We start from the raw sequence: 17,524 nt of genomic DNA on the forward strand, positions 1-17,524 counted from the left end.
GCTAAAATGAATTCAATATTAATAAATTATAATCTCAAGGAGTTTTAATTATGAAAACAAAAATTACATTAGCTTTTCTTGCATTATGTGTGCTTGCAGGGTGTAATACAACAAAAAGAGCACCGCAATTTGACGGTAATATGAACCAAAGTGAAGAAACTTCATTAATGAAAGATTTCGAGAAGCATGCAGGAAATGCAGTATGGTTTGCTTTTGATAGCTCTGCTTTATCACAAAAGGCTAAAGAAGAACTAGAGAGACAAGCTTGCTGGTTATCAAAGCATCCTGAAGTAAAAGTTACTGTTGAAGGACATTGCGATGAAAGAGGTACCAAAGAATATAACTTAGGTTTAGGTGAAAGAAGAGCAGAAGCAGCGAAAAAATTCTTAGCTCATAAAGGGATCGATCATAACAGATTAAACACAATCTCTTATGGTAAAGATAGACCTGCTATGATGGGTAATACTGAAGAAGCTTTTGCTTATAATCGTAGAGCTGTAACAGTTGTACACCACTAAAATTATTTACTAATTATAGTATCCTAAAAGGTTGAGTTTACTACTCTACCTTTTTTTATTTATAACTTGATGTTATTATTACGAAAGCGTTGATGCGTGGATACCAAACCGTCATTGCAAGCCATAGGCTGCGTGGCAATCTCATGAAATAACAACAAACTCCTGAGATTGCTTCGTCAATTACTTTGTCATTCTTCACAATGAAGAAAACACTGAACCATATTGCCCTGTTTTTTAGGCAATACCTCAAAAATATAAAAATTTTACTAGACTTAACTGCATAATAATTATATAAATTTCAAATTAAAAGGGGCTGTAGCTCAGTTGGTTAGAGCACGCCGCTCATAACGGTGTGGTCGTAGGTTCAAGTCCTACCAGCCCCACCACACAAATTCTTATTTAAATTCGCATTAGCACTGAATTTATAATGATTAATCTAAAAACACTTTCTTGGTATCTTACTAAATTATATTCTAAGTGTTTCTTTATTATATTATTTCTTTTAATCGGGCTATTAATTATCTCAAATGTTTTTGATCTTTTACAAAAATTCAAAAATATTTATGTTCCTTTTAGTTTTTTTTGGAGACTTATCTTATATAAGATTCCTTATTTACTAGGTCAAGTATCTGCATTAATTAGTTTTACCGCTATGTTATTTTTTCTTAGAAATCTAACAAAAAATAATGAATTAACGGCTATGTTATCTAGCGGTATTCATATTTGGCAAGTGCTTGTTATTCCATGTATTGTAACTTTAATGTTAGGTATAGTTTTTACGACTATATTGAATCCTATCGGTACTATAGGCTTACAAAAATATGAGTTATTAGAAGCAAAACTAACTAAAAAAGCCTTGAGTGAGGGGATAATATCTAAATCAGGCTTATTATTTTTTGAATCTTTAAATGATGAAACTCAAATTATCCAAACACAATTTATTAATGTTGCCGAGAAAAAATTAAATAATATTACAATTTTATTTGTTGATCATAATAATTCTTTTTTAAAGAGAATTGATGCATTATACGGTATTATTGAAAATAAAATGTTACATTTAAATAGAGTTAAGGTTTTCACAAAAGAGGAAACTAAGGCTTACAATAATTTAACTATGCAGACAAATTTATCAATTAATAGTTTAGTAAATAAATTTATTCGTCCTGAAATGGTTTCTATTTGGGCTTTACCTAAATTAATTAATGAATTATTAAATTCAGGTTTACCGGCTATTAATTATCAAATTTATTATTACAAGCAATTATTTAAGCCTATAATGATGATGGCAACCGTAATTTTAGCAAGTTGTTTTATTAGTCTTAAACAGCGTGATAATTCCCAAGAAAAAATACTGCTATTAGGTTTATTTTCAGGTTTTATAGCATATTCGTTATCAGAAATTTTATTAAAAATACTTACTTATAATAATTTGTCTTTAATTGCTGCTATTTTATTACCTAGTATGCTAATATTTTTTATTAGTAACTTTATTATGTTACATTATAAAGAAATTTAATATGGGACTGTTTATTTTGTTAACAGTTCTATAGAAGTGTTTTTAGAATTTAGAGAGAAAAAATAAAATGATAATGAAATTTTTGGAAGGGTTTTCTTCCGGTATGGCCATAGATCTTGGTACGGCAAATACTATTGTCTATCAAAAAAATTGTGGAATTGTTCTAAGGGAACCTTCTGTTATTGCGTTAATAAAAAAAGACGGTGCTTTTGTGCCTTATGCTTATGGTCATGAAGCAAAAATGATGCTTGGGCGTACTCCTACGGATATTGAAGCAAAAAGACCTTTAAAAGATGGTGTTATTGCCGATTTTAAGGGTGCAGAGGAAATGATAAAGTATTTTATTAGAATGGTACATAATCGTCGCTCTTTTTTTGGGCCGACAATTGTTATTTGTGTGCCTTCCGGTTCTACGCCGGTTGAGCGTCGTGCTATCCAAGAAGCAGCAGAAAGTGCAGGGGGTAGGGATGTCTATTTAATTGAAGAACCTATGGCGGCAGCGATCGGGGCAGGGCTACCCGTAACGGAAGCAACCGGTTCGATGATTGTTGATATTGGAGGAGGCACTACCGAAGTTGCAGTTTTGTCACTAGGGGGTATAGTATATGCAAGGTCGGTAAGAGTCGGCGGTGATAAGATGGATGAAGCTATTATCTCATATATAAGAAGGCACTATAACCTATTGATAGGTGAGGCTACTGCCGAAAAGATAAAACAAGAAATAGGTACGGCTTATGTAGATGAAAATGCTGAGCCGAGAAAGATGGAAATTAAAGGACGTGATTTAATTTACGGTATTCCTAAAGAAATGATATTGAACGAAAGACAAATTGCTGATAGTCTAATTGAACCGGTAAGTCAAATTGTTGAAGCGGTAAAAGTAGCACTAGAAGCAACACCTCCTGAATTATCTTCAGATATAGTTGATAAGGGAATTGTTTTAACAGGCGGCGGCTCATTATTACGAAATCTTGATTTTGTTCTTAGTGAAGCCACTAAATTGCCAGTAATAGTTGCAGATGATGCCCTCTCTTGTGTGGCACTTGGAACAGGAAAAGTACTTGAAGATTTTACAAAGCTAAAACATGTACTATTTAAACAGGATTAAAAATGGCAATACTTGCAAATAGAGTAAAAAATTCTTCAAATTCATTAGAATTAATAAGTATAATATCAAATACTCTTAAGCGTTTTTTTGTTATATTTGGGCTTGGATTGTCTGTATATTTATTTTTTACTACACCTAAAAAAATATCTAGTATATCACTTGAAGTAACCGGTAGTATAGTATCAACCGGTTTAGCAGTGTATGAAGATATATTTGAATATATAAATTCAATAACACAAAAATTTGTTTATTTTCAAGATTTAGAACGAAAAAATATAGAACTTAAACTTGAGATAGCAAGATTACAACATTTACAAAGTGAAGTAGAATTGGTAAGAGCCGAAAACATTGCATTAAAAGATTTGTTAACGATTGCTGAGGAAGAAGAATTTGAATATATTACTACTAAATTACTGAGTGTTTCCTTTAATCCCTTTTCTAGAACTGCTTTGATTGCTGCAGGTAAAAAGCAAGGCATTGAACCTGATCAAATCGTTGTTAATTCAGGAAAATTAGTAGGAAAAGTAATAGAAGTGAGTAATAATTATGCTAAAGTAATGTTAATTAGCGATGTTAATTCTAGAATACCTATTAAAGCTAATTCTTCAAGAGAACAAGGTATTTTAGCAGGTAATAATAATAATAGTAAAATTTTATACTTGCCTAACAATCATTTAGTACAGAAAGATGAGGAGATAATAACCTCTGGACACGGTAATATTTATCCTGCAGGTATTTTAGTGGGCTATGTGTCTAAAGTGACAGAACATGATGTTATGGTAAACGTAGCAGCTGATCTATCTAAAACGGAATTTGTACAAGTATTATTGCCTAAGGAGTAATTTCTGTTTTTTTTGTACTCTATGTTATTACCGCGTAGGCATTATTGCATGGATTGGTACAATTCCCTGTGTGTCACCCCGTGGCTTGATCACGCGGGCCAAATAACAATAAAAAATACTAGCAATAAAGCTTTCCTGTGTAGGTGGGAATTCAGCAAAATAACTTCAATACTGCTACAGAAGTTATATATATTGATAAAATAACCATATAAAAACTTGTTTTTATATGGTTTTACTAGATTTTTGCCTACGCGGGAATGACATTGAGTAGGCTTTTCGATCCATGTAACAAGGTTGGTAATACTCGACACACTTTGTATATATCTATCCTTTATTTATTCAGAGGTAATATGGCACTTGCTACTAAAGTAAAAGAATTTTTAGAAGAAAAATTAAAACAAGAAAAGATAGATCGTAAATATCTTGCCGAAGTCACTAATATCCCTTATACTACTGTTAGCAGAATTATGAGAGCGGAAGCTAATCGTGAATTCAACCCTGAAATAGATACTATTTTAAAAATAGCAAAATATTTTAATTGTACTATGGATGAGGTAATAAAAAGAAAAGTACAGAATAATTCATAAAGCTTGATACAAGCGAATTTTGCATGACTCGCCTGTACTCACTCACGTAGTTTAGCTACTGCTTTCGCAGGTTTGCATTTAAATTCATCTTGTCTAAATCTTTCTGAAATATGCTGTACCTACGAAATAAAACATAAAATATGACAACAAAAAATAAAAGAGTTCTTCAGAAATGCGCTTATAGAGAGGAATTTAAAGGAGACATGGAACGTAGCACCGCAGCGACGTCTAAATTACCTCTAGAAGTAGAACTTTCGAGGAACTCTAAAGGACTGATTATAATTTTATCTTCCCCTTCAGGTACAGGTAAGTCGAGTTTAGCTAAAGCATTATTGAAAATAGATAATAATTTGCGTTTATCTATTTCGGCAACTACACGAAAACCACGTTTAGGAGAAGTAGAGGGCATAAACTATTACTTTAAGACCGGTTTAGAGTTTGAAGAATTAGTTAAGCAGAATAAATTCCTTGAATATGCTAAAATATACGATAATTATTACGGTACGCCTAAAGAATATGTCGAAATGTTATTAAATCAAGGCTTGGATGTTTTGTTTGATATTGATTGGCAAGGAGCAAGGAGTATTAAGAAAAATGCTACTAATGTTGTTGCTATATTTGTATTGCCTCCTAATATTGAAGTATTGGAACAACGCTTAAGAAATAGAGCGACCGATAATGAAGAAGCAATAAAATTACGTATGCAGTCGGCACAAAACGAAATATCACATGCTAATGAGTATGATTATGTAGTTACTAACGATGACTTTGACCGGACGCTTAAAAAAATACATGCGATTATAGTTGCAGAACGAGACAAAGCGTTTTGACTTTGTCGTTTTTTCTTTCTATACTGAGAATTAGACGTTATGTTTCTAATTTTCATGGTACTAATTAAATGCTTAGAAAACAATTCCTTTCATCAATAATAAAACATTTTAAAACTCATAAAGTTTGTGCCTTGTTAGGACCAAGGCAGTGCGGAAAAACTACACTTTCTAAACAATTCGTAGAAGCTTATAATATTCCTAAAATCAATATTTTTGATCTTGAAAATCCTTTAGATTTAGCAAGATTAAATGAACCGATGCTTGCTTTGTCTGATCTAAAAGGATTTGTTATTATTGATGAAATTCAGTATAAACCGAATCTATTTCCTATTTTAAGAGTTCTTGTTGATACAACTGATATTAAATTTTTAGTACTAGGCAGTGCATCAAGAGATTTAATTAAACAAGGTTCTGAAACGCTAGCAGGTAGAATAGGTTATATTGAAATGACACCGTTTACCTTATCTGAAGTGTCAGGTACTCAGCAATTATGGATACGTGGCGGATTTCCTTTATCATATCTTGCAGATGATGAAGAGTTAAGTGCTTTATGGCGTCAGAATTACATTAAAACATTTTTAGAAAGAGATATACCAAATTTAGGTTTTACAATTCCGTCTATGCAGTTACGTAGGTTTTGGTTAATGCTTTGCCATTATCACGCTAATATATTGAATGCTTCAGAACTTGGAAATTCTTTATCTATCTCATATCATACCGCAAAGCATTATTTAGATATTTTAGAGGGCACTTTTATGATCCGTATTTTGCAGCCTTGGTATGAAAACCTTAAAAAAAGACAAGTTAAGACTCCAAAAATCTTTTTTAGAGATAGTGGAATATATCACGCTTTATTAGGCTTAAATAATTATGAAGCTTTAAGCACTCATCCTAAAATAGGTGCATCATGGGAAGGATTTGCCTTAGAACAAATTGTTAGATATTATAAAGCCGAACCCGAAGAATGTTATTTTTGGTCATCTCATAATGGAGCGGAAATAGATCTTTTAATTTTTAAAAATGGAAAACGTTTGGGGTTTGAAATTAAATATACAAATACACCGAGCATTACAAAATCAATGCAAATATCTTTAGAAGATTTAAAACTTGATCAAATTAATGTAATATTTCCAGGTGAGATTAGCTTTAAATTGTCAGAAAAAATACAGGCAATAGGTCTTTCGAGCTTAATTCAAAATGATACAAAAGCTGCAACTATATAGTTACAGCTTTAGAATATTATATTATTTCACATACGCCTTTAGAAGCTTTACCGGCAAGTTTGATATCTTTGGAAGTATTATCCACACAATTACCTAAATCTTGATTATATTGGTGGATTTGACTACTCGCTTGCATAGCTTCTTTAAATATTGCGTTATGTTTTTGCTGTTGTTCTTCAAATTGTACTTTTGCAGCTTCTAAAGCTGCTTGTCTTTGTTCAGGAGTGAGATTTTTAAATTTAGACATAATAATTACTAATTTAGTTAAATTCCTCTCGTTTTACTATTTGTAACTTTAATATTAGGAGTACGAGTAGGAGATAAACTCCCAGTATTAGTATCTTTTACTTGTGTTTGTTCTCTGATTTTATTAGCTAAAGATTTAGTTTTATCCACGTTAATTTTATTTATTACTTTATTATGATGCTCTATATCTTTTACAACGCCATCTGTCTTAATTGCTTTATGCTGATGTTTTAGAACTAAATATTTTTCATATGCATCTAAATATTTTTCTGGTTCTTTTTTATAACGCTCTTTAATATTACTTCCTAATTTCTTTATTTTATCTTTATTTATGTTGTGTTCTTTTTCATGTTTAATAATTTCTTGATCTAATATTTTTTTACTATTTTCAATCTTCTCTACATGTGCCTTATGTATTTTTAACATTTCTTGGTGAAATTCTAATTCTCCTTTTAATTCTTTAACTTTTTTTGGTGCTAAGCCTTTTTCTTGTAATTGTTGTGATAAATTCGTTATTGTTTTATTTAATTCATTTAATTCTGTATGTGCTTGTTTGTGTTCTTCAGTTATTTTTTTATGGTTTTTATGTAATACTTTATACGCTTGATTTAGTTTAAATATTTCTTCATGAGTTAATATTTCACGATTTAACTCTTCATGATCAATAATGTTTTCATTTTCTAGTTTATTTATTATCTTATCTAAACGCTTATTACTTTCTTCAATTCTTTTAGTATCTTTAGTAATATTTCTTATAAATTCATTATGCAAATTATTAAGTGCAGCAATTCTTTGTGCGATTTCTTTTTCTTCTTCGGCAAGTTTTATTGCTCTTTGTGATTTTAGAAATTCTTCTTCTTGAACCCTAGCTTTCTCAATAGATTGTTCTACTTCATAGTTCTTGAGCTTAGTTTCAGCAGTCTCTTTTAGATTGGATATGTCAAAATTCAAGCCATATGAAGCTGCTTCGCTTTGTAAACTACTCAATTCTCCTAGAATTATTTCTATTTGAGAGCGAGAATAAGAATTGTTAAGATGCTCTTTTAAATTATCGAATTTATATTTTAATGTAGCTGTTATATCAGACATGCTCATCATCTTTAATATTAACGCCAAGAAACGTTAACAAAAGTTAATAATTAAGTCAAGAAAATTTTAATAAAAATTAATCTTGTATTTCTAGCCATTGATTTAATAACTCGTCTAGTTTCTTTTTATCATTAATTAATTGGCTAGTAATGCGGTTATATTTTTGAGGATTATCTAAATATAGATTAACGTCTTCAAGTTCTTTTTCTAAGTGTTTGATGGATATTTCTAGCTTTTCAATATAGTTGGGCAATGTTTCAAGTAAACGCTGATATTTATAAGATAGCTTTTTATTTAGAGGTTCTTTTTGAGCAGTTAGTGGTAGTGGTTTTGAAGCTTTTTTGGCTATAGGAGAGGTAGTAAAATACTGCTTATAATCTTCATAACCTCCTGTTAAATCATGAATTTTACCTTGAGCGAAAACTAAAGTTCTAGTAACTAACCTATCTAAAAAGTCACGATCATGGCTCACGACTATTAAAGTACCTGAATAATCTGTAAGTATATCTAGTAAAATTTCCAGACTATCCATATCGAGGTCATTAGTCGGTTCATCTAAAATTAACAGATTGCCAGGGTTAATTAGAATTTTTGCAAGTAATAATCTATTAGCTTCACCGCCTGATAAAATAGCGGTTTTTGCATTAAGTAGTTTAGGATTAAACATGAATTGTTTTAAATAACCGGCAACATGCATGGTTTTACCGTGTGGCAAAAATACTTGATCACCGCCTGTAGGACATAAAGTTTGTTGTAATGTATGATTAGGCTCTAGTTTTTCTCTATGTTGATCAAAATATGAAATATCTAAATTACCGCCATATATAATTTTGCCGCTTTCAGGGGTAAGCTGTTGTGTTAGTAGTTTGATAAAGGTAGATTTGCCTGAGCCATTTGCACCGATTATACCAATTTTCTCGCCGTTTTTTACACGAAAGCTAAAATTATCAATAATTTTAGTATTTTTATAACTAAAAGTAATATTATCTGCTTCAATAATGAATTTACTTTTAGCTATATTTTCGGCAAGCTTTGCCCTAACTCTTTGTGTTGAACTAGCTAGTTTTGCAGTCTGTTCTTGTGTTATTGCTCTTAAAGCTTTCAAATCCGCAAGTCTCTTTTGATTTCGTTTACGTCTAGCAGTAACACCGGCATTTAACCATTCATTTTCTTGAGATAATTTTTTATTTAATTTCCGAAGAGCGGCTTCTTCTTGGTCTATGATAATTGTTTGCCATTCATCAAAGAATTTAAATCCTTTATCGGATTTACGTAAAATTCCTCTATCAAGCCACCAAATTTTATTAGTAACATTTGAGAGGAATGTTCTATCATGACTAACGCAAATAATAGCACCGTTATAAGATTTAACAAATTCTTCTAACCATTCGATTGTTGCAATATCTAGATGGTTAGTCGGTTCATCAAGTAGTAATATTTCCGGCTCTAATATTAAAGCTTTAGCAAGGCTTGCTCTTCTCAGTTGACCGCCTGAATAGGTGGATAAATTATCTGTTCCGTTGATTTGTAATTTTTCTAGAATTATATCGATTTGGTATTTATCTATTTCTTTTGTACTATCTGTTTGTTGTAAGACACAATCATAAACAGTTAGATGAGTTTTTATAGAAATATCTTGTCTTAAATAACCGGTTGTAACTAAAGAATCTTGAAATAATGCACCGGTATCTAACTCATAATCACCTGATATGACTTTCATTAAGCTTGATTTCCCGCAGCCGTTACGTCCTATAAGACAAATCTTATCGCCTGTGTACAAATAAAGCTCTAAATCAGATAAAATTACTTTATCCGCAAAACTTAAGTTACCGTCTTTAATGTAATAAATTGGGGTCATAGTTGATTATTGGCTAGTTTTAATGCCATGCCTGCGAAAGCAGGAATCTAGAAAAATAACCTTAATATTGGTACAAAATTACATATTTGATAGAATAAACATATAAAAATAAGTTTTTATATGTTTTACTGGATTCCTGCTTTCGCAGGCATGGCATTAAGTTAAAGGCTGGTAAACGAAGTTTAATTTGGAAAAGCACAAGGAGTCCATAAGACGAGGAGCGGAACGTATACTTAATACGTGAGTACCACAGTGCTTATAGGACTTTGTGCCAATTTTTTAAATTAAACGAGTATACTCTTAATCACTAAACTCGCATTAGTACCACCGAATCCGAACGAGTTGGAAAGCACGTAATCTATCTTAGTTTTCTTAGCTTTAAGTGCAACTAAATCTATATTCACCTCATCCATAGGGGTATCTAAGTTTAAGGTTGGCGGTGCAATCTGGTCTCTAATTGCAAGAGCTGAAAAGATAAACTCAACACTTCCTGCCGCACCAAGCAAATGTCCTATTGATGATTTAGTAGAAGACATTAAAACTTTGGGATTCGCTTCTAAAAATAATTTTTGTACGGCTGCTAATTCTATTCCATCACCAAGTGTAGTAGAAGTACCGTGTGCATTAATATAATCAATCATATCGGGCGTGATAGTTGCATCTAGCATTGCGTTTCTCATCGCTCTATAAGCTCCTCTACCTTCAGGATGTGGAGCTGTCATATGATAGGCGTCACCTGTAGAGCCGTATCCTATAACTTCACCGTAAATTTTAGCCCCTCGATTTAAGGCATGCTCATATTCTTCTAAGACTACAACGCCTGCTCCTTCACCCATAACAAAGCCGCTGCGGTCTTTATCCCAAGGTCTTGAGGCTTTTTTAGGATTATCGTTATATTTAGTACATAATGCTCTAGCAGCAACGAAACCTGCAACTCCGACAGGTGTAACTGGAGCTTCCGCACCGCCTGCGATCATAACATCGGCATAGCCGTGCTTTATCATACGCATAGCATCGCCTATAGCATGTGCCCCTGTAGAGCAAGCTGTTACTGCCGTTTGGTTTGGACCGCTAAAACCGTATTTTATAGAAACAAGACCGGATAAAAGATTAATTAATGAAGCGGGGATAAAGAAAGGACTAACTTTGCCGTTATTTTCTTGATAAAGTTTGATAGAGGTATCTTCGATCATTTTAAGTCCGCCGATTCCTGAACCTAATATCAAGCCGGTTCTATCACGAGATTTTTCATCGTCGGGTAACCAGCCGCTATCTTCAACTGCTTCGGTTGCGGCTGCTACTCCGTAATGGATAAATTTATCCATTTTACTTAGTCTATTAATTTCATCTGCTTGTGTGAAATTTTCAAGTTTAAATCCATCTTTCTCAGAGTTATCTATAAGTCCGGCAATTTTACACGCAAGTTTAGAAGTGTCAAATTCTGTAATAGTTTTTATACCGCTTACTCCATCTACAATGTTTTTCCAAGATGAGCTAACATTAAGTCCAACAGGAGTAACAAGTCCAAGTCCGGTAATAACTACTCTTTTATTTACTCTTTGATTCGACATTTTTAATTATCTATTAGGGATTTTTTATGCAGATTAAGATTGGCGTTCTTTGATATATTTTATAACATCGGATACGGTTTTAATTTTAGTGGCTTCATCATCAGGGATATCAATACCGTATTCAACTTCTATTGCCATCATTAACTCTACGGTATCAAGGCTATCAGCTTTCAAATCTTCTATAAATCTTGAATCCGTAGTTATTATCGATTTATCTTTATTTAGCTTTTCAGCAACCATTTCAATAACTTTCTGTTCGATCTTATCCGTTGTACTCATAATTTTGAACTCCATAAATCATTTAATTTTATATGCCGTATAATAGCGGTTATTCAACTATTAGACTTTAATTTTAACTGTATGAATATTTATTTAAAATATCCATCGCATTTTATCTTTAAAAGAACTTCTAGCACAAAAAATTATTTTATGCTAGCACAAAATAATCTTATTAATTTTTATACCATTAACATACCACCGTTTACATGTATAGTTTGACCGGTAATATATGATGCCTGATCGCTTGCTAAAAATGCAACTGCGTTTGCCACGTCTTCCGGCATACCGTAAGTGCCTAGCGGAATTTTTTGTACTATAGCTTCTCTTTGTTTTTCATTTAGTTTATCGGTCATATCTGATTTAATAAATCCTGGAGCTACTGTGTTAACCGTAATTCCTCTGGTTGCAACTTCGTAAGAGAGCGATTTGGTCATACCTATTAAACCTGCTTTAGAAGCACAATAATTAGCCTGCCCAGGGTTACCTGAAATTCCTACTATTGAAGATATGTTAATAATACGTCCATACCTGTTTTGTATCATTTTTTTTATTGCTTCACGATTTAAAATAAAATTTGCTTTTAAATTAATATCAATAACTTTGTCAAAATCTTCATCTTTCATTCTAATTGCTAGCGTATCGCTAGTAATACCGGCATTACATACTAAAATATCTAACTTTGATGCTTTAGATATTAAATTGCTACATTCTTCCTTATCGGCAAGATTACATACTTCTATAGTATAATTATCTTTTACAACCTTTCCAAGGGATTTTAATTTTTCCTCATTACTACCGCTAATAATTACATGGCTTCCGAGTTTGTGCAGTAACCTCGCTATAGCTCCGCCTATGCCTCCTGAAGCTCCCGTAATTAAGGAAGTTTTACCTGTTAAATCAATCATTTTCTTCCTCCGTTTGATCAAGATTTATATTAGTAATTTTTGACGATTTTTCACGTATTATTTTCTCAATTTCGTTGGAAATTTGTGGATGTTCTTTTAGATATTGTTTGACGTTTTCACGCCCTTGACCTATGCGTACGTTCTTGTAGGAAAACCAAGAGCCGGATTTTTCAACAATATCAAGCTTAACTCCAAGGTCGATTATCTCGCCTTCTTTTGAAATACCTGAACCGTACATTATATCAAAATCTGCAGTTTTAAATGGAGGAGATACTTTGTTTTTGACTACTTTTACTTTGGTTTGGCTGCCTATTACTTCTTCTTTATCTTTAATGGAGCCGATTCTTCTTATATCGATCCTAACAGAAGCATAGAATTTTAAGGCATTACCGCCTGTCGTAGTTTCAGGACTACCGAACATCACACCTATTTTCATTCTGATTTGATTGATGAAAACAGTAATACAATTGGTGCGATTAATTGATGCAGTAAGTTTACGCAAAGCCTGGCTCATTAACCTTGCTTGAGACGCCATTTGAGCATCACCCATTTCGCCCTCAATCTCTGATTTCGGTACTAAAGCCGCAACACTATCTATTATTATCATATCAATACCGCTGGAGCGAATTAACGTATCGGCAATTTCTAGGGCTTGTTCACCTGTATCGGGCTGTGAAATAATAAGCTCATCAATATTTACGCCTAATTTTTTAGCATAAGCAGGGTCTAATGCATGCTCGGCATCAATAAAAGCACATGTACCACCCTTTTTTTGAGCTTCTGCAATTAAATGCAATGTTAGAGTGGTTTTACCTGAGCTTTCAGGACCAAAAATTTCGATGATTCTACCTTTGGGAACACCGCCGATTCCAAGAGCTATATCTAGCCCAAGTGAGCCGGTCGATACGGCCTCTATATCAACATGCGGACGCTGCCCTAGTTTCATTACCGAACCTTTACCGTAGCTTTTTTCAATTTGTGCGAGTGCTGCGGCAATGGCTCTTTCCTTATCTGTATTTGACATAAATTTCCATATTATAAACTTACCAATTAAAATATAAGCTTGAGAAAGAAAAATCAAATTTTATTTATGTTATTGTGCTTGTAAGATTAAAGCTTGACTTCCATACTAGGTGATGCTTAGATATTAAATTTACTTGTGTTATGGTTAATTGATTTGGACTTTACTATGTTACCAACTGAATTAACCTAGGACTATTAACAAAAGAAATTTTAAAGCTAATAGTTCTCGAAAAAGATAGATTTAGTAAAACCTTTATTAAATAACTTATCACATATGGTACCACAATTTCCGCAAACTGAATATATCGCTAAAGATAATTCATCATCTATATCTTAAAATTTAGATGGCATATTTTAATTATTTTAAGCATTTGCTTACTTTTGGTATCGATGGATGCTACAGTCTTGTATGCTGTTATGCCTACTATAATCCTTGATTTAAAACCATCTAATTTACAACAATTATGGATAATTAATGCATATGCATTAGTATTATCAGGTCTTCTCATTACCGCAGGTGCATTAGGAGATAGATTTGGTCGTAAAAGATTATTACTTTGGGGCTTTTAGTTTTTTCCATCGTTTCAATGTTAGTTTATGTATTTGATAGCTCATGGGGATTAGTATTATGTCGTGCTTTACTTGGGTTAGGAGGATCAGTGATGATGCCTTCCACTTTATAATACACATGAACGTATGATCGCAATATCCGTGTGGGGAATAATGGCAACCGTAGGAGCAGCTATAGGACCAGTACTAGGAGGAGTATTGGTTGAGCTTTTAAGTTGGCAATTTGCATTTTTTAATAAATGCACCTATTGCATTAGTAATTATTGCTTTTGGTATAGTGTGGATTCCTAAATCATCTAATCCTAGTAATGAACCCATGGGATTGGATAGGAGTATTGCAATCATTTTTTGGGATGGCAGCTTTAGTTCAAGGCATTAAGATGTTGGCTAAATACGGTATTATGAATCTAGCATCCGGCGGAATGCTATTAATTGGCATTGTGTTACTAATAATATTTACCTTACGTTACGCCAACTTAAAAGTGATGATCCGTTAGTGGATATGCGTTTATTCTTAAATTAGCAATTTTAGTATAGGAGTAATAGTTTATTTGCTGATTACGTGTGTCTTAGATCTTTAGTTATGCCATATTTACTCACACGATTTATCGCACGTGTAATAATGTTTAGTGGGCTTATCTTTACTACTATATCATTGATTTTACCTAGTACATTAGACTTAGAGTTTATTATCGAATACTATATTATATATCTTGGATTGCTTGGTATATGAAGTAGTCTATGCCTCTCTACACCGTAACAGTTATGATGAATGCAGTACCGGCAGAGAGATCTGGAGGTGCAGCAGTATTACAAGAAACAGCATATGAATTAGGTAATGTATTAGGTATAGCTGGTGAGTATTACGTCTTTATATATATAGTAACAATCTAGTAATGCCTCACGGTGTTTCTGTATCAATTGTAGAAATAGCTCATGACTCAATCGGTGAAGGAATAATTATTGCTCAACAACTACCACCTTCATTTGCTCACGAATTAATTAAGGAGGTTAATATTACTTTTATAAATGCATTTATAATATAGTAGGTATTATTCTAGGAATAATCATGCTAATATTGGCGGGTGTGATTATGTATGTTCTCCCTCCTTTTAAAGCATCGACCTCTCTACATTAATATGATGAAACTGGTATAGAAAACTTACCGTCTTTTGCTATTTTTGCACTATTTACCATAATGGTTAATAATGATCTTAGTGCTTATTTTTATAGTAGGTAGTTAATAAAATGAGATGATGATATTTGCAAGGCTATAAATCATTACTAAATATTTTTTCTAATTCTGCTAAGCGTTGTTCTATTCTTTCAATATCGCTTTTTGTTATAGGTCTTTCTAGTAAATCTGCTATCTCGGCTCTTAGATTTTTTTATTTTCATTTAAAATAAATTCTATGATGAGTCTTGAGATGTTTTTAGTATTGTGGTCAGACATATTTGTTCCCGATTAATTAAACTTAAACTGCTTAAGTTTCAACCACCGAAGAGAAATAAACTCTTGGTGGTCGGGGAAGTAAGAAAACCATCAACGATAGCCATAATAGCCTTTAGGTTCTAAGCTTAAGCTTTAAACCTTGGACATAACTATTATAACCCCGACCGTGAAGTTGAGGATTGCATCAGTTTTGTAAGAAATGTTCTCACTTTTAGCAGAGGTTTCGACACCCCAAAATAGCACTTTGCTACTCTAAGCATCATTTTATATATAACTTTCAAAAAGTCAATGATGGTTTGTTATGGTACTAACAACGTTCTATGCTTCTATACCTAAGGAGTTATATAGTGATGATACATCGGCTAATAACGGCATTTCGCAATTTTGATAGTCAATATCTGTGTAACAAGGACTAAATATCTCAAATGTTGCTATAATGCTTTCTTTATATTCTTCAGACTTGGGATTTGCTGTTCGTATAATTGTTATTAAGCGTGCAAAGTTGCTGATAGTCTGAAAACTATCATCACCGCCAAGACTCTTACATATTTCATGCAATATTCCGCTTGAAGAATCTAAGTGTATTGCTATAGCGGATGGGGAATTTAATTTTACAATTTCATTATTTAAATTAGTTAGTGGTAGTATTGCGAATTCATATTCCTTAATAGATTTTGCTAGTTTTATAATATCATGTAAATTATGTATTTTTATAACTTCATCGAATATAACTGCATTCTTCTTAAAATTGTCATATAGTAGTTCTACAAATGCTAATTCTTTATTCTTCATTACTAAATCTAAATTTTCATTTTTTATATTTCTTCCCTTATACCAATCCCATCCATATTTAATGCAATACCCTAAGATCGTACCTACAGCTAATGTTCCTAATGCTATTCCAGCTATATAAGCACCGTTGCTATATCTACCGTCATTTGTATCATCGTTAGATCTTTCTGTAGTAGGGTCAGTGTAAGCTTTACCGAGTTGATCTAAAATATATTTACCTATTTCTGTAGGAGAGACATTATCTAAAGAGAGACCTAAGTGATTTAGAGTATTTTCAAGAGTATTTATAAACGATTCACGAGGGATTAAAGTTTCTTTATAAGCGTTATAGTTTTGTAAAGCACTCATAGCTTCTGCTTTAGTGCATTCATTTAAACCTAAGAAATCAGCTCCGCTAGTTTCGGTAATATTGCCTTGAGAGAATATATAATCATTCATTACTTTATAAAGTTGATTAAGAATACTAGCCGTACCGTTTTGATGAGGTGTTACGGCTTGTTGTAAAAGTATATGAGGATTATTTTCAGCATCGATAAAAATATTATTTATTGGAATATTTAAACCATTGTTGCACTCTTGGTGTAGTATTGAAAAATCATTTGGGGACTCATTGAAAGATTGTGCAATGTTTTTCCAATTACACTGTGTATTATCCACTATATAACCTTTTTTAAAAGCTCCTTCAACAGTACTATATACTGATGAAAATATAGTACTGCTTAATTTATGAATGATGTGGCTTACATTACCCGGTAAACGGCTTACTATTTCATTGCTAAATATAGGCATAACGCATTTAAAATTTATATTTAATATAGATGCCATAATGTTACTCCTTTAATTAATAAAACGTGGTTTCTAAAGTATGTTAATGTTTTTGTCAAGATAAAGTTAAAATAAATTAATATATGGAAAGATTTGAGAAAGATGATTGTTATGCTGTAATGTTTCGTTTTTTCGTCATTGCGAGGAGAGACAAAGCCTCGACGTCATTTTGTACTAGACTTCTTGCATAACCTAGTCTTATAAAGAGGAATTTACAGGAAACGGATGTGAGTACCGGATTGACGTACAAATTATCTTTAGAAGGAGGTTATGCAAGAAATCTACTGTT

The 17,524-nt window shown here is 32.4% G+C and carries 18 protein-coding genes, 1 tRNA gene and 1 pseudogene; 12 read left to right on the plus strand and 8 right to left on the minus strand.

Features of this window, described 5'->3' with window-relative positions; all coding sequences use genetic code 11:
- Positions 1-50 precede the first annotated feature (50 nt).
- The 8 genes from pal to TENJIKU01_RS04015 all read left to right on the plus strand — a co-directional run bounded on the left by pal (position 51) and on the right by TENJIKU01_RS04015 (position 6,624).
- The gene (pal, locus tag TENJIKU01_RS03980; RefSeq protein ID WP_064429292.1) at positions 51-518 is read left to right on the plus strand and encodes a peptidoglycan-associated lipoprotein Pal; all 468 of its coding nucleotides are present in this window, start codon (positions 51-53) and stop codon (positions 516-518) included.
- Positions 519-827: 309 nt separating this feature from the next.
- A tRNA-Ile gene (locus tag TENJIKU01_RS03985) sits at positions 828-904 on the plus strand.
- A gap of 41 nt (positions 905-945) precedes the next feature.
- The gene (locus TENJIKU01_RS03990; RefSeq protein WP_064429293.1) at positions 946-2,034 is read left to right on the plus strand and encodes an LptF/LptG family permease; all 1,089 of its coding nucleotides are present in this window, start codon (positions 946-948) and stop codon (positions 2,032-2,034) included.
- Between the two features lie 67 nt (positions 2,035-2,101).
- Entirely contained in the window at positions 2,102-3,142 is a 1,041-nt protein-coding gene (locus TENJIKU01_RS03995; RefSeq protein WP_010977764.1) for a rod shape-determining protein, read from the plus strand.
- 2 nt (positions 3,143-3,144) lie between these two features.
- Positions 3,145-3,984 (plus strand): rod shape-determining protein MreC, encoded by an 840-nt coding sequence (gene mreC, locus TENJIKU01_RS04000; protein WP_064429294.1) that lies wholly within the window; start codon positions 3,145-3,147, stop codon positions 3,982-3,984.
- Positions 3,985-4,334: 350 nt separating this feature from the next.
- Positions 4,335-4,571, plus strand: coding sequence for a helix-turn-helix domain-containing protein (locus tag TENJIKU01_RS04005; protein ID WP_004997409.1), 237 nt, complete (start codon positions 4,335-4,337; stop codon positions 4,569-4,571).
- A gap of 140 nt (positions 4,572-4,711) precedes the next feature.
- The gene (gene gmk, locus TENJIKU01_RS04010; RefSeq protein WP_014014781.1) at positions 4,712-5,401 is read left to right on the plus strand and encodes a guanylate kinase; all 690 of its coding nucleotides are present in this window, start codon (positions 4,712-4,714) and stop codon (positions 5,399-5,401) included.
- Between the two features lie 68 nt (positions 5,402-5,469).
- Entirely contained in the window at positions 5,470-6,624 is a 1,155-nt protein-coding gene (locus TENJIKU01_RS04015; protein ID WP_012736649.1) for an ATP-binding protein, read from the plus strand.
- A 16-nt stretch (positions 6,625-6,640) separates the two neighbouring features.
- Here the strand turns inward: TENJIKU01_RS04015 and TENJIKU01_RS04020 are convergent, their stop codons facing one another.
- The 7 genes from TENJIKU01_RS04020 to recA form a co-directional block, all read right to left on the minus strand.
- Entirely contained in the window at positions 6,641-6,871 is a 231-nt protein-coding gene (locus TENJIKU01_RS04020; RefSeq protein ID WP_064429295.1) for a hypothetical protein, read from the minus strand.
- A gap of 17 nt (positions 6,872-6,888) precedes the next feature.
- The gene (locus TENJIKU01_RS04025) at positions 6,889-7,959 is read right to left on the minus strand and encodes a hypothetical protein (protein WP_064429296.1); all 1,071 of its coding nucleotides are present in this window, start codon (positions 7,957-7,959) and stop codon (positions 6,889-6,891) included.
- Positions 7,960-8,035: 76 nt separating this feature from the next.
- Entirely contained in the window at positions 8,036-9,817 is a 1,782-nt protein-coding gene (locus tag TENJIKU01_RS04030; RefSeq protein ID WP_064429297.1) for an ABC-F family ATP-binding cassette domain-containing protein, read from the minus strand.
- Positions 9,818-10,101: 284 nt separating this feature from the next.
- Positions 10,102-11,388: a beta-ketoacyl-ACP synthase II gene (gene fabF, locus TENJIKU01_RS04035; RefSeq protein WP_064429298.1), complete on the minus strand. Its 1,287-nt coding sequence runs from the start codon at positions 11,386-11,388 to the stop codon at positions 10,102-10,104.
- A gap of 33 nt (positions 11,389-11,421) precedes the next feature.
- Positions 11,422-11,682 carry an acyl carrier protein gene (acpP, locus tag TENJIKU01_RS04040; RefSeq protein ID WP_008579292.1) on the minus strand — a complete coding sequence of 87 codons (261 nt, stop codon included), beginning with the start codon at positions 11,680-11,682 and terminating at the stop codon, positions 11,422-11,424.
- A gap of 164 nt (positions 11,683-11,846) precedes the next feature.
- Complete coding sequence (fabG, locus tag TENJIKU01_RS04045) at positions 11,847-12,572, minus strand: 3-oxoacyl-ACP reductase FabG (protein WP_012151300.1); 726 nt, start codon at positions 12,570-12,572, stop codon at positions 11,847-11,849.
- Complete coding sequence (recA, locus tag TENJIKU01_RS04050) at positions 12,565-13,596, minus strand: recombinase RecA (RefSeq protein WP_014411056.1); 1,032 nt, start codon at positions 13,594-13,596, stop codon at positions 12,565-12,567. The genes fabG and recA overlap by 8 nt, the downstream gene beginning before the upstream one ends.
- 416 nt (positions 13,597-14,012) lie before the next feature.
- On the opposite strand from recA, the pseudogene TENJIKU01_RS10225 reads away from it, so the two are divergent.
- The 4 genes and pseudogenes from TENJIKU01_RS10225 (at position 14,013) to TENJIKU01_RS09720 (ending at position 15,211) form a co-directional block, all read left to right on the plus strand.
- Positions 14,013-14,456: pseudogene (locus TENJIKU01_RS10225) on the plus strand (MFS transporter).
- A gap of 17 nt (positions 14,457-14,473) precedes the next feature.
- On the plus strand, positions 14,474-14,662 hold the full coding sequence (locus tag TENJIKU01_RS09710; protein WP_064429299.1) for a hypothetical protein: 189 nt from the start codon (positions 14,474-14,476) through the stop codon (positions 14,660-14,662).
- Between the two features lie 244 nt (positions 14,663-14,906).
- Positions 14,907-15,059, plus strand: coding sequence for a hypothetical protein (locus TENJIKU01_RS09715; RefSeq protein ID WP_227779955.1), 153 nt, complete (start codon positions 14,907-14,909; stop codon positions 15,057-15,059).
- Positions 15,060-15,061: 2 nt separating this feature from the next.
- Positions 15,062-15,211, plus strand: a complete 150-nt coding sequence (locus TENJIKU01_RS09720) for a hypothetical protein (RefSeq protein ID WP_227779957.1) — start codon at positions 15,062-15,064, stop codon at positions 15,209-15,211.
- A 725-nt stretch (positions 15,212-15,936) separates the two neighbouring features.
- Here the strand turns inward: TENJIKU01_RS09720 and TENJIKU01_RS04070 are convergent.
- Positions 15,937-17,235, minus strand: a complete 1,299-nt coding sequence (locus TENJIKU01_RS04070; protein ID WP_064429300.1) for a DUF5460 family protein — start codon at positions 17,233-17,235, stop codon at positions 15,937-15,939.
- Positions 17,236-17,524: the final 289 nt, after the last annotated feature.

The organism is Rickettsia sp. Tenjiku01 (assembly GCF_001653015.1).
In the GTDB taxonomy this organism is placed as follows: domain Bacteria; phylum Pseudomonadota; class Alphaproteobacteria; order Rickettsiales; family Rickettsiaceae; genus Rickettsia; species Rickettsia rickettsii.

Bases quoted from the DNA above. Each gene is read 5' to 3' on its own strand.
- acpP (WP_008579292.1), bottom strand. From the start codon at position 11,682: ATGGAGTTCAAAATTATGAGTACAACGGATAAGATCGAACAGAAAGTT.
- TENJIKU01_RS03990 (WP_064429293.1), top strand. From the start codon at position 946: ATGATTAATCTAAAAACACTTTCTTGGTATCTTACTAAATTATATTCT.
- mreC (WP_064429294.1), top strand. From the start codon at position 3,145: ATGGCAATACTTGCAAATAGAGTAAAAAATTCTTCAAATTCATTAGAA.
- fabG (WP_012151300.1), bottom strand. From the start codon at position 12,572: ATGATTGATTTAACAGGTAAAACTTCCTTAATTACGGGAGCTTCAGGA.
- pal (WP_064429292.1), top strand. From the start codon at position 51: ATGAAAACAAAAATTACATTAGCTTTTCTTGCATTATGTGTGCTTGCA.
- TENJIKU01_RS04025 (WP_064429296.1), bottom strand. From the start codon at position 7,959: ATGTCTGATATAACAGCTACATTAAAATATAAATTCGATAATTTAAAA.
- recA (WP_014411056.1), bottom strand. From the start codon at position 13,596: ATGTCAAATACAGATAAGGAAAGAGCCATTGCCGCAGCACTCGCACAA.
- TENJIKU01_RS04020 (WP_064429295.1), bottom strand. From the start codon at position 6,871: ATGTCTAAATTTAAAAATCTCACTCCTGAACAAAGACAAGCAGCTTTA.
- TENJIKU01_RS09720 (WP_227779957.1), top strand. From the start codon at position 15,062: ATGCCTCACGGTGTTTCTGTATCAATTGTAGAAATAGCTCATGACTCA.
- gmk (WP_014014781.1), top strand. From the start codon at position 4,712: ATGACAACAAAAAATAAAAGAGTTCTTCAGAAATGCGCTTATAGAGAG.
- TENJIKU01_RS09710 (WP_064429299.1), top strand. From the start codon at position 14,474: ATGAACCCATGGGATTGGATAGGAGTATTGCAATCATTTTTTGGGATG.
- TENJIKU01_RS09715 (WP_227779955.1), top strand. From the start codon at position 14,907: ATGCCTCTCTACACCGTAACAGTTATGATGAATGCAGTACCGGCAGAG.
- TENJIKU01_RS04015 (WP_012736649.1), top strand. From the start codon at position 5,470: ATGCTTAGAAAACAATTCCTTTCATCAATAATAAAACATTTTAAAACT.
- fabF (WP_064429298.1), bottom strand. From the start codon at position 11,388: ATGTCGAATCAAAGAGTAAATAAAAGAGTAGTTATTACCGGACTTGGA.
- TENJIKU01_RS04070 (WP_064429300.1), bottom strand. From the start codon at position 17,235: ATGGCATCTATATTAAATATAAATTTTAAATGCGTTATGCCTATATTT.
- TENJIKU01_RS04005 (WP_004997409.1), top strand. From the start codon at position 4,335: ATGGCACTTGCTACTAAAGTAAAAGAATTTTTAGAAGAAAAATTAAAA.
- TENJIKU01_RS03995 (WP_010977764.1), top strand. From the start codon at position 2,102: ATGATAATGAAATTTTTGGAAGGGTTTTCTTCCGGTATGGCCATAGAT.
- TENJIKU01_RS04030 (WP_064429297.1), bottom strand. From the start codon at position 9,817: ATGACCCCAATTTATTACATTAAAGACGGTAACTTAAGTTTTGCGGAT.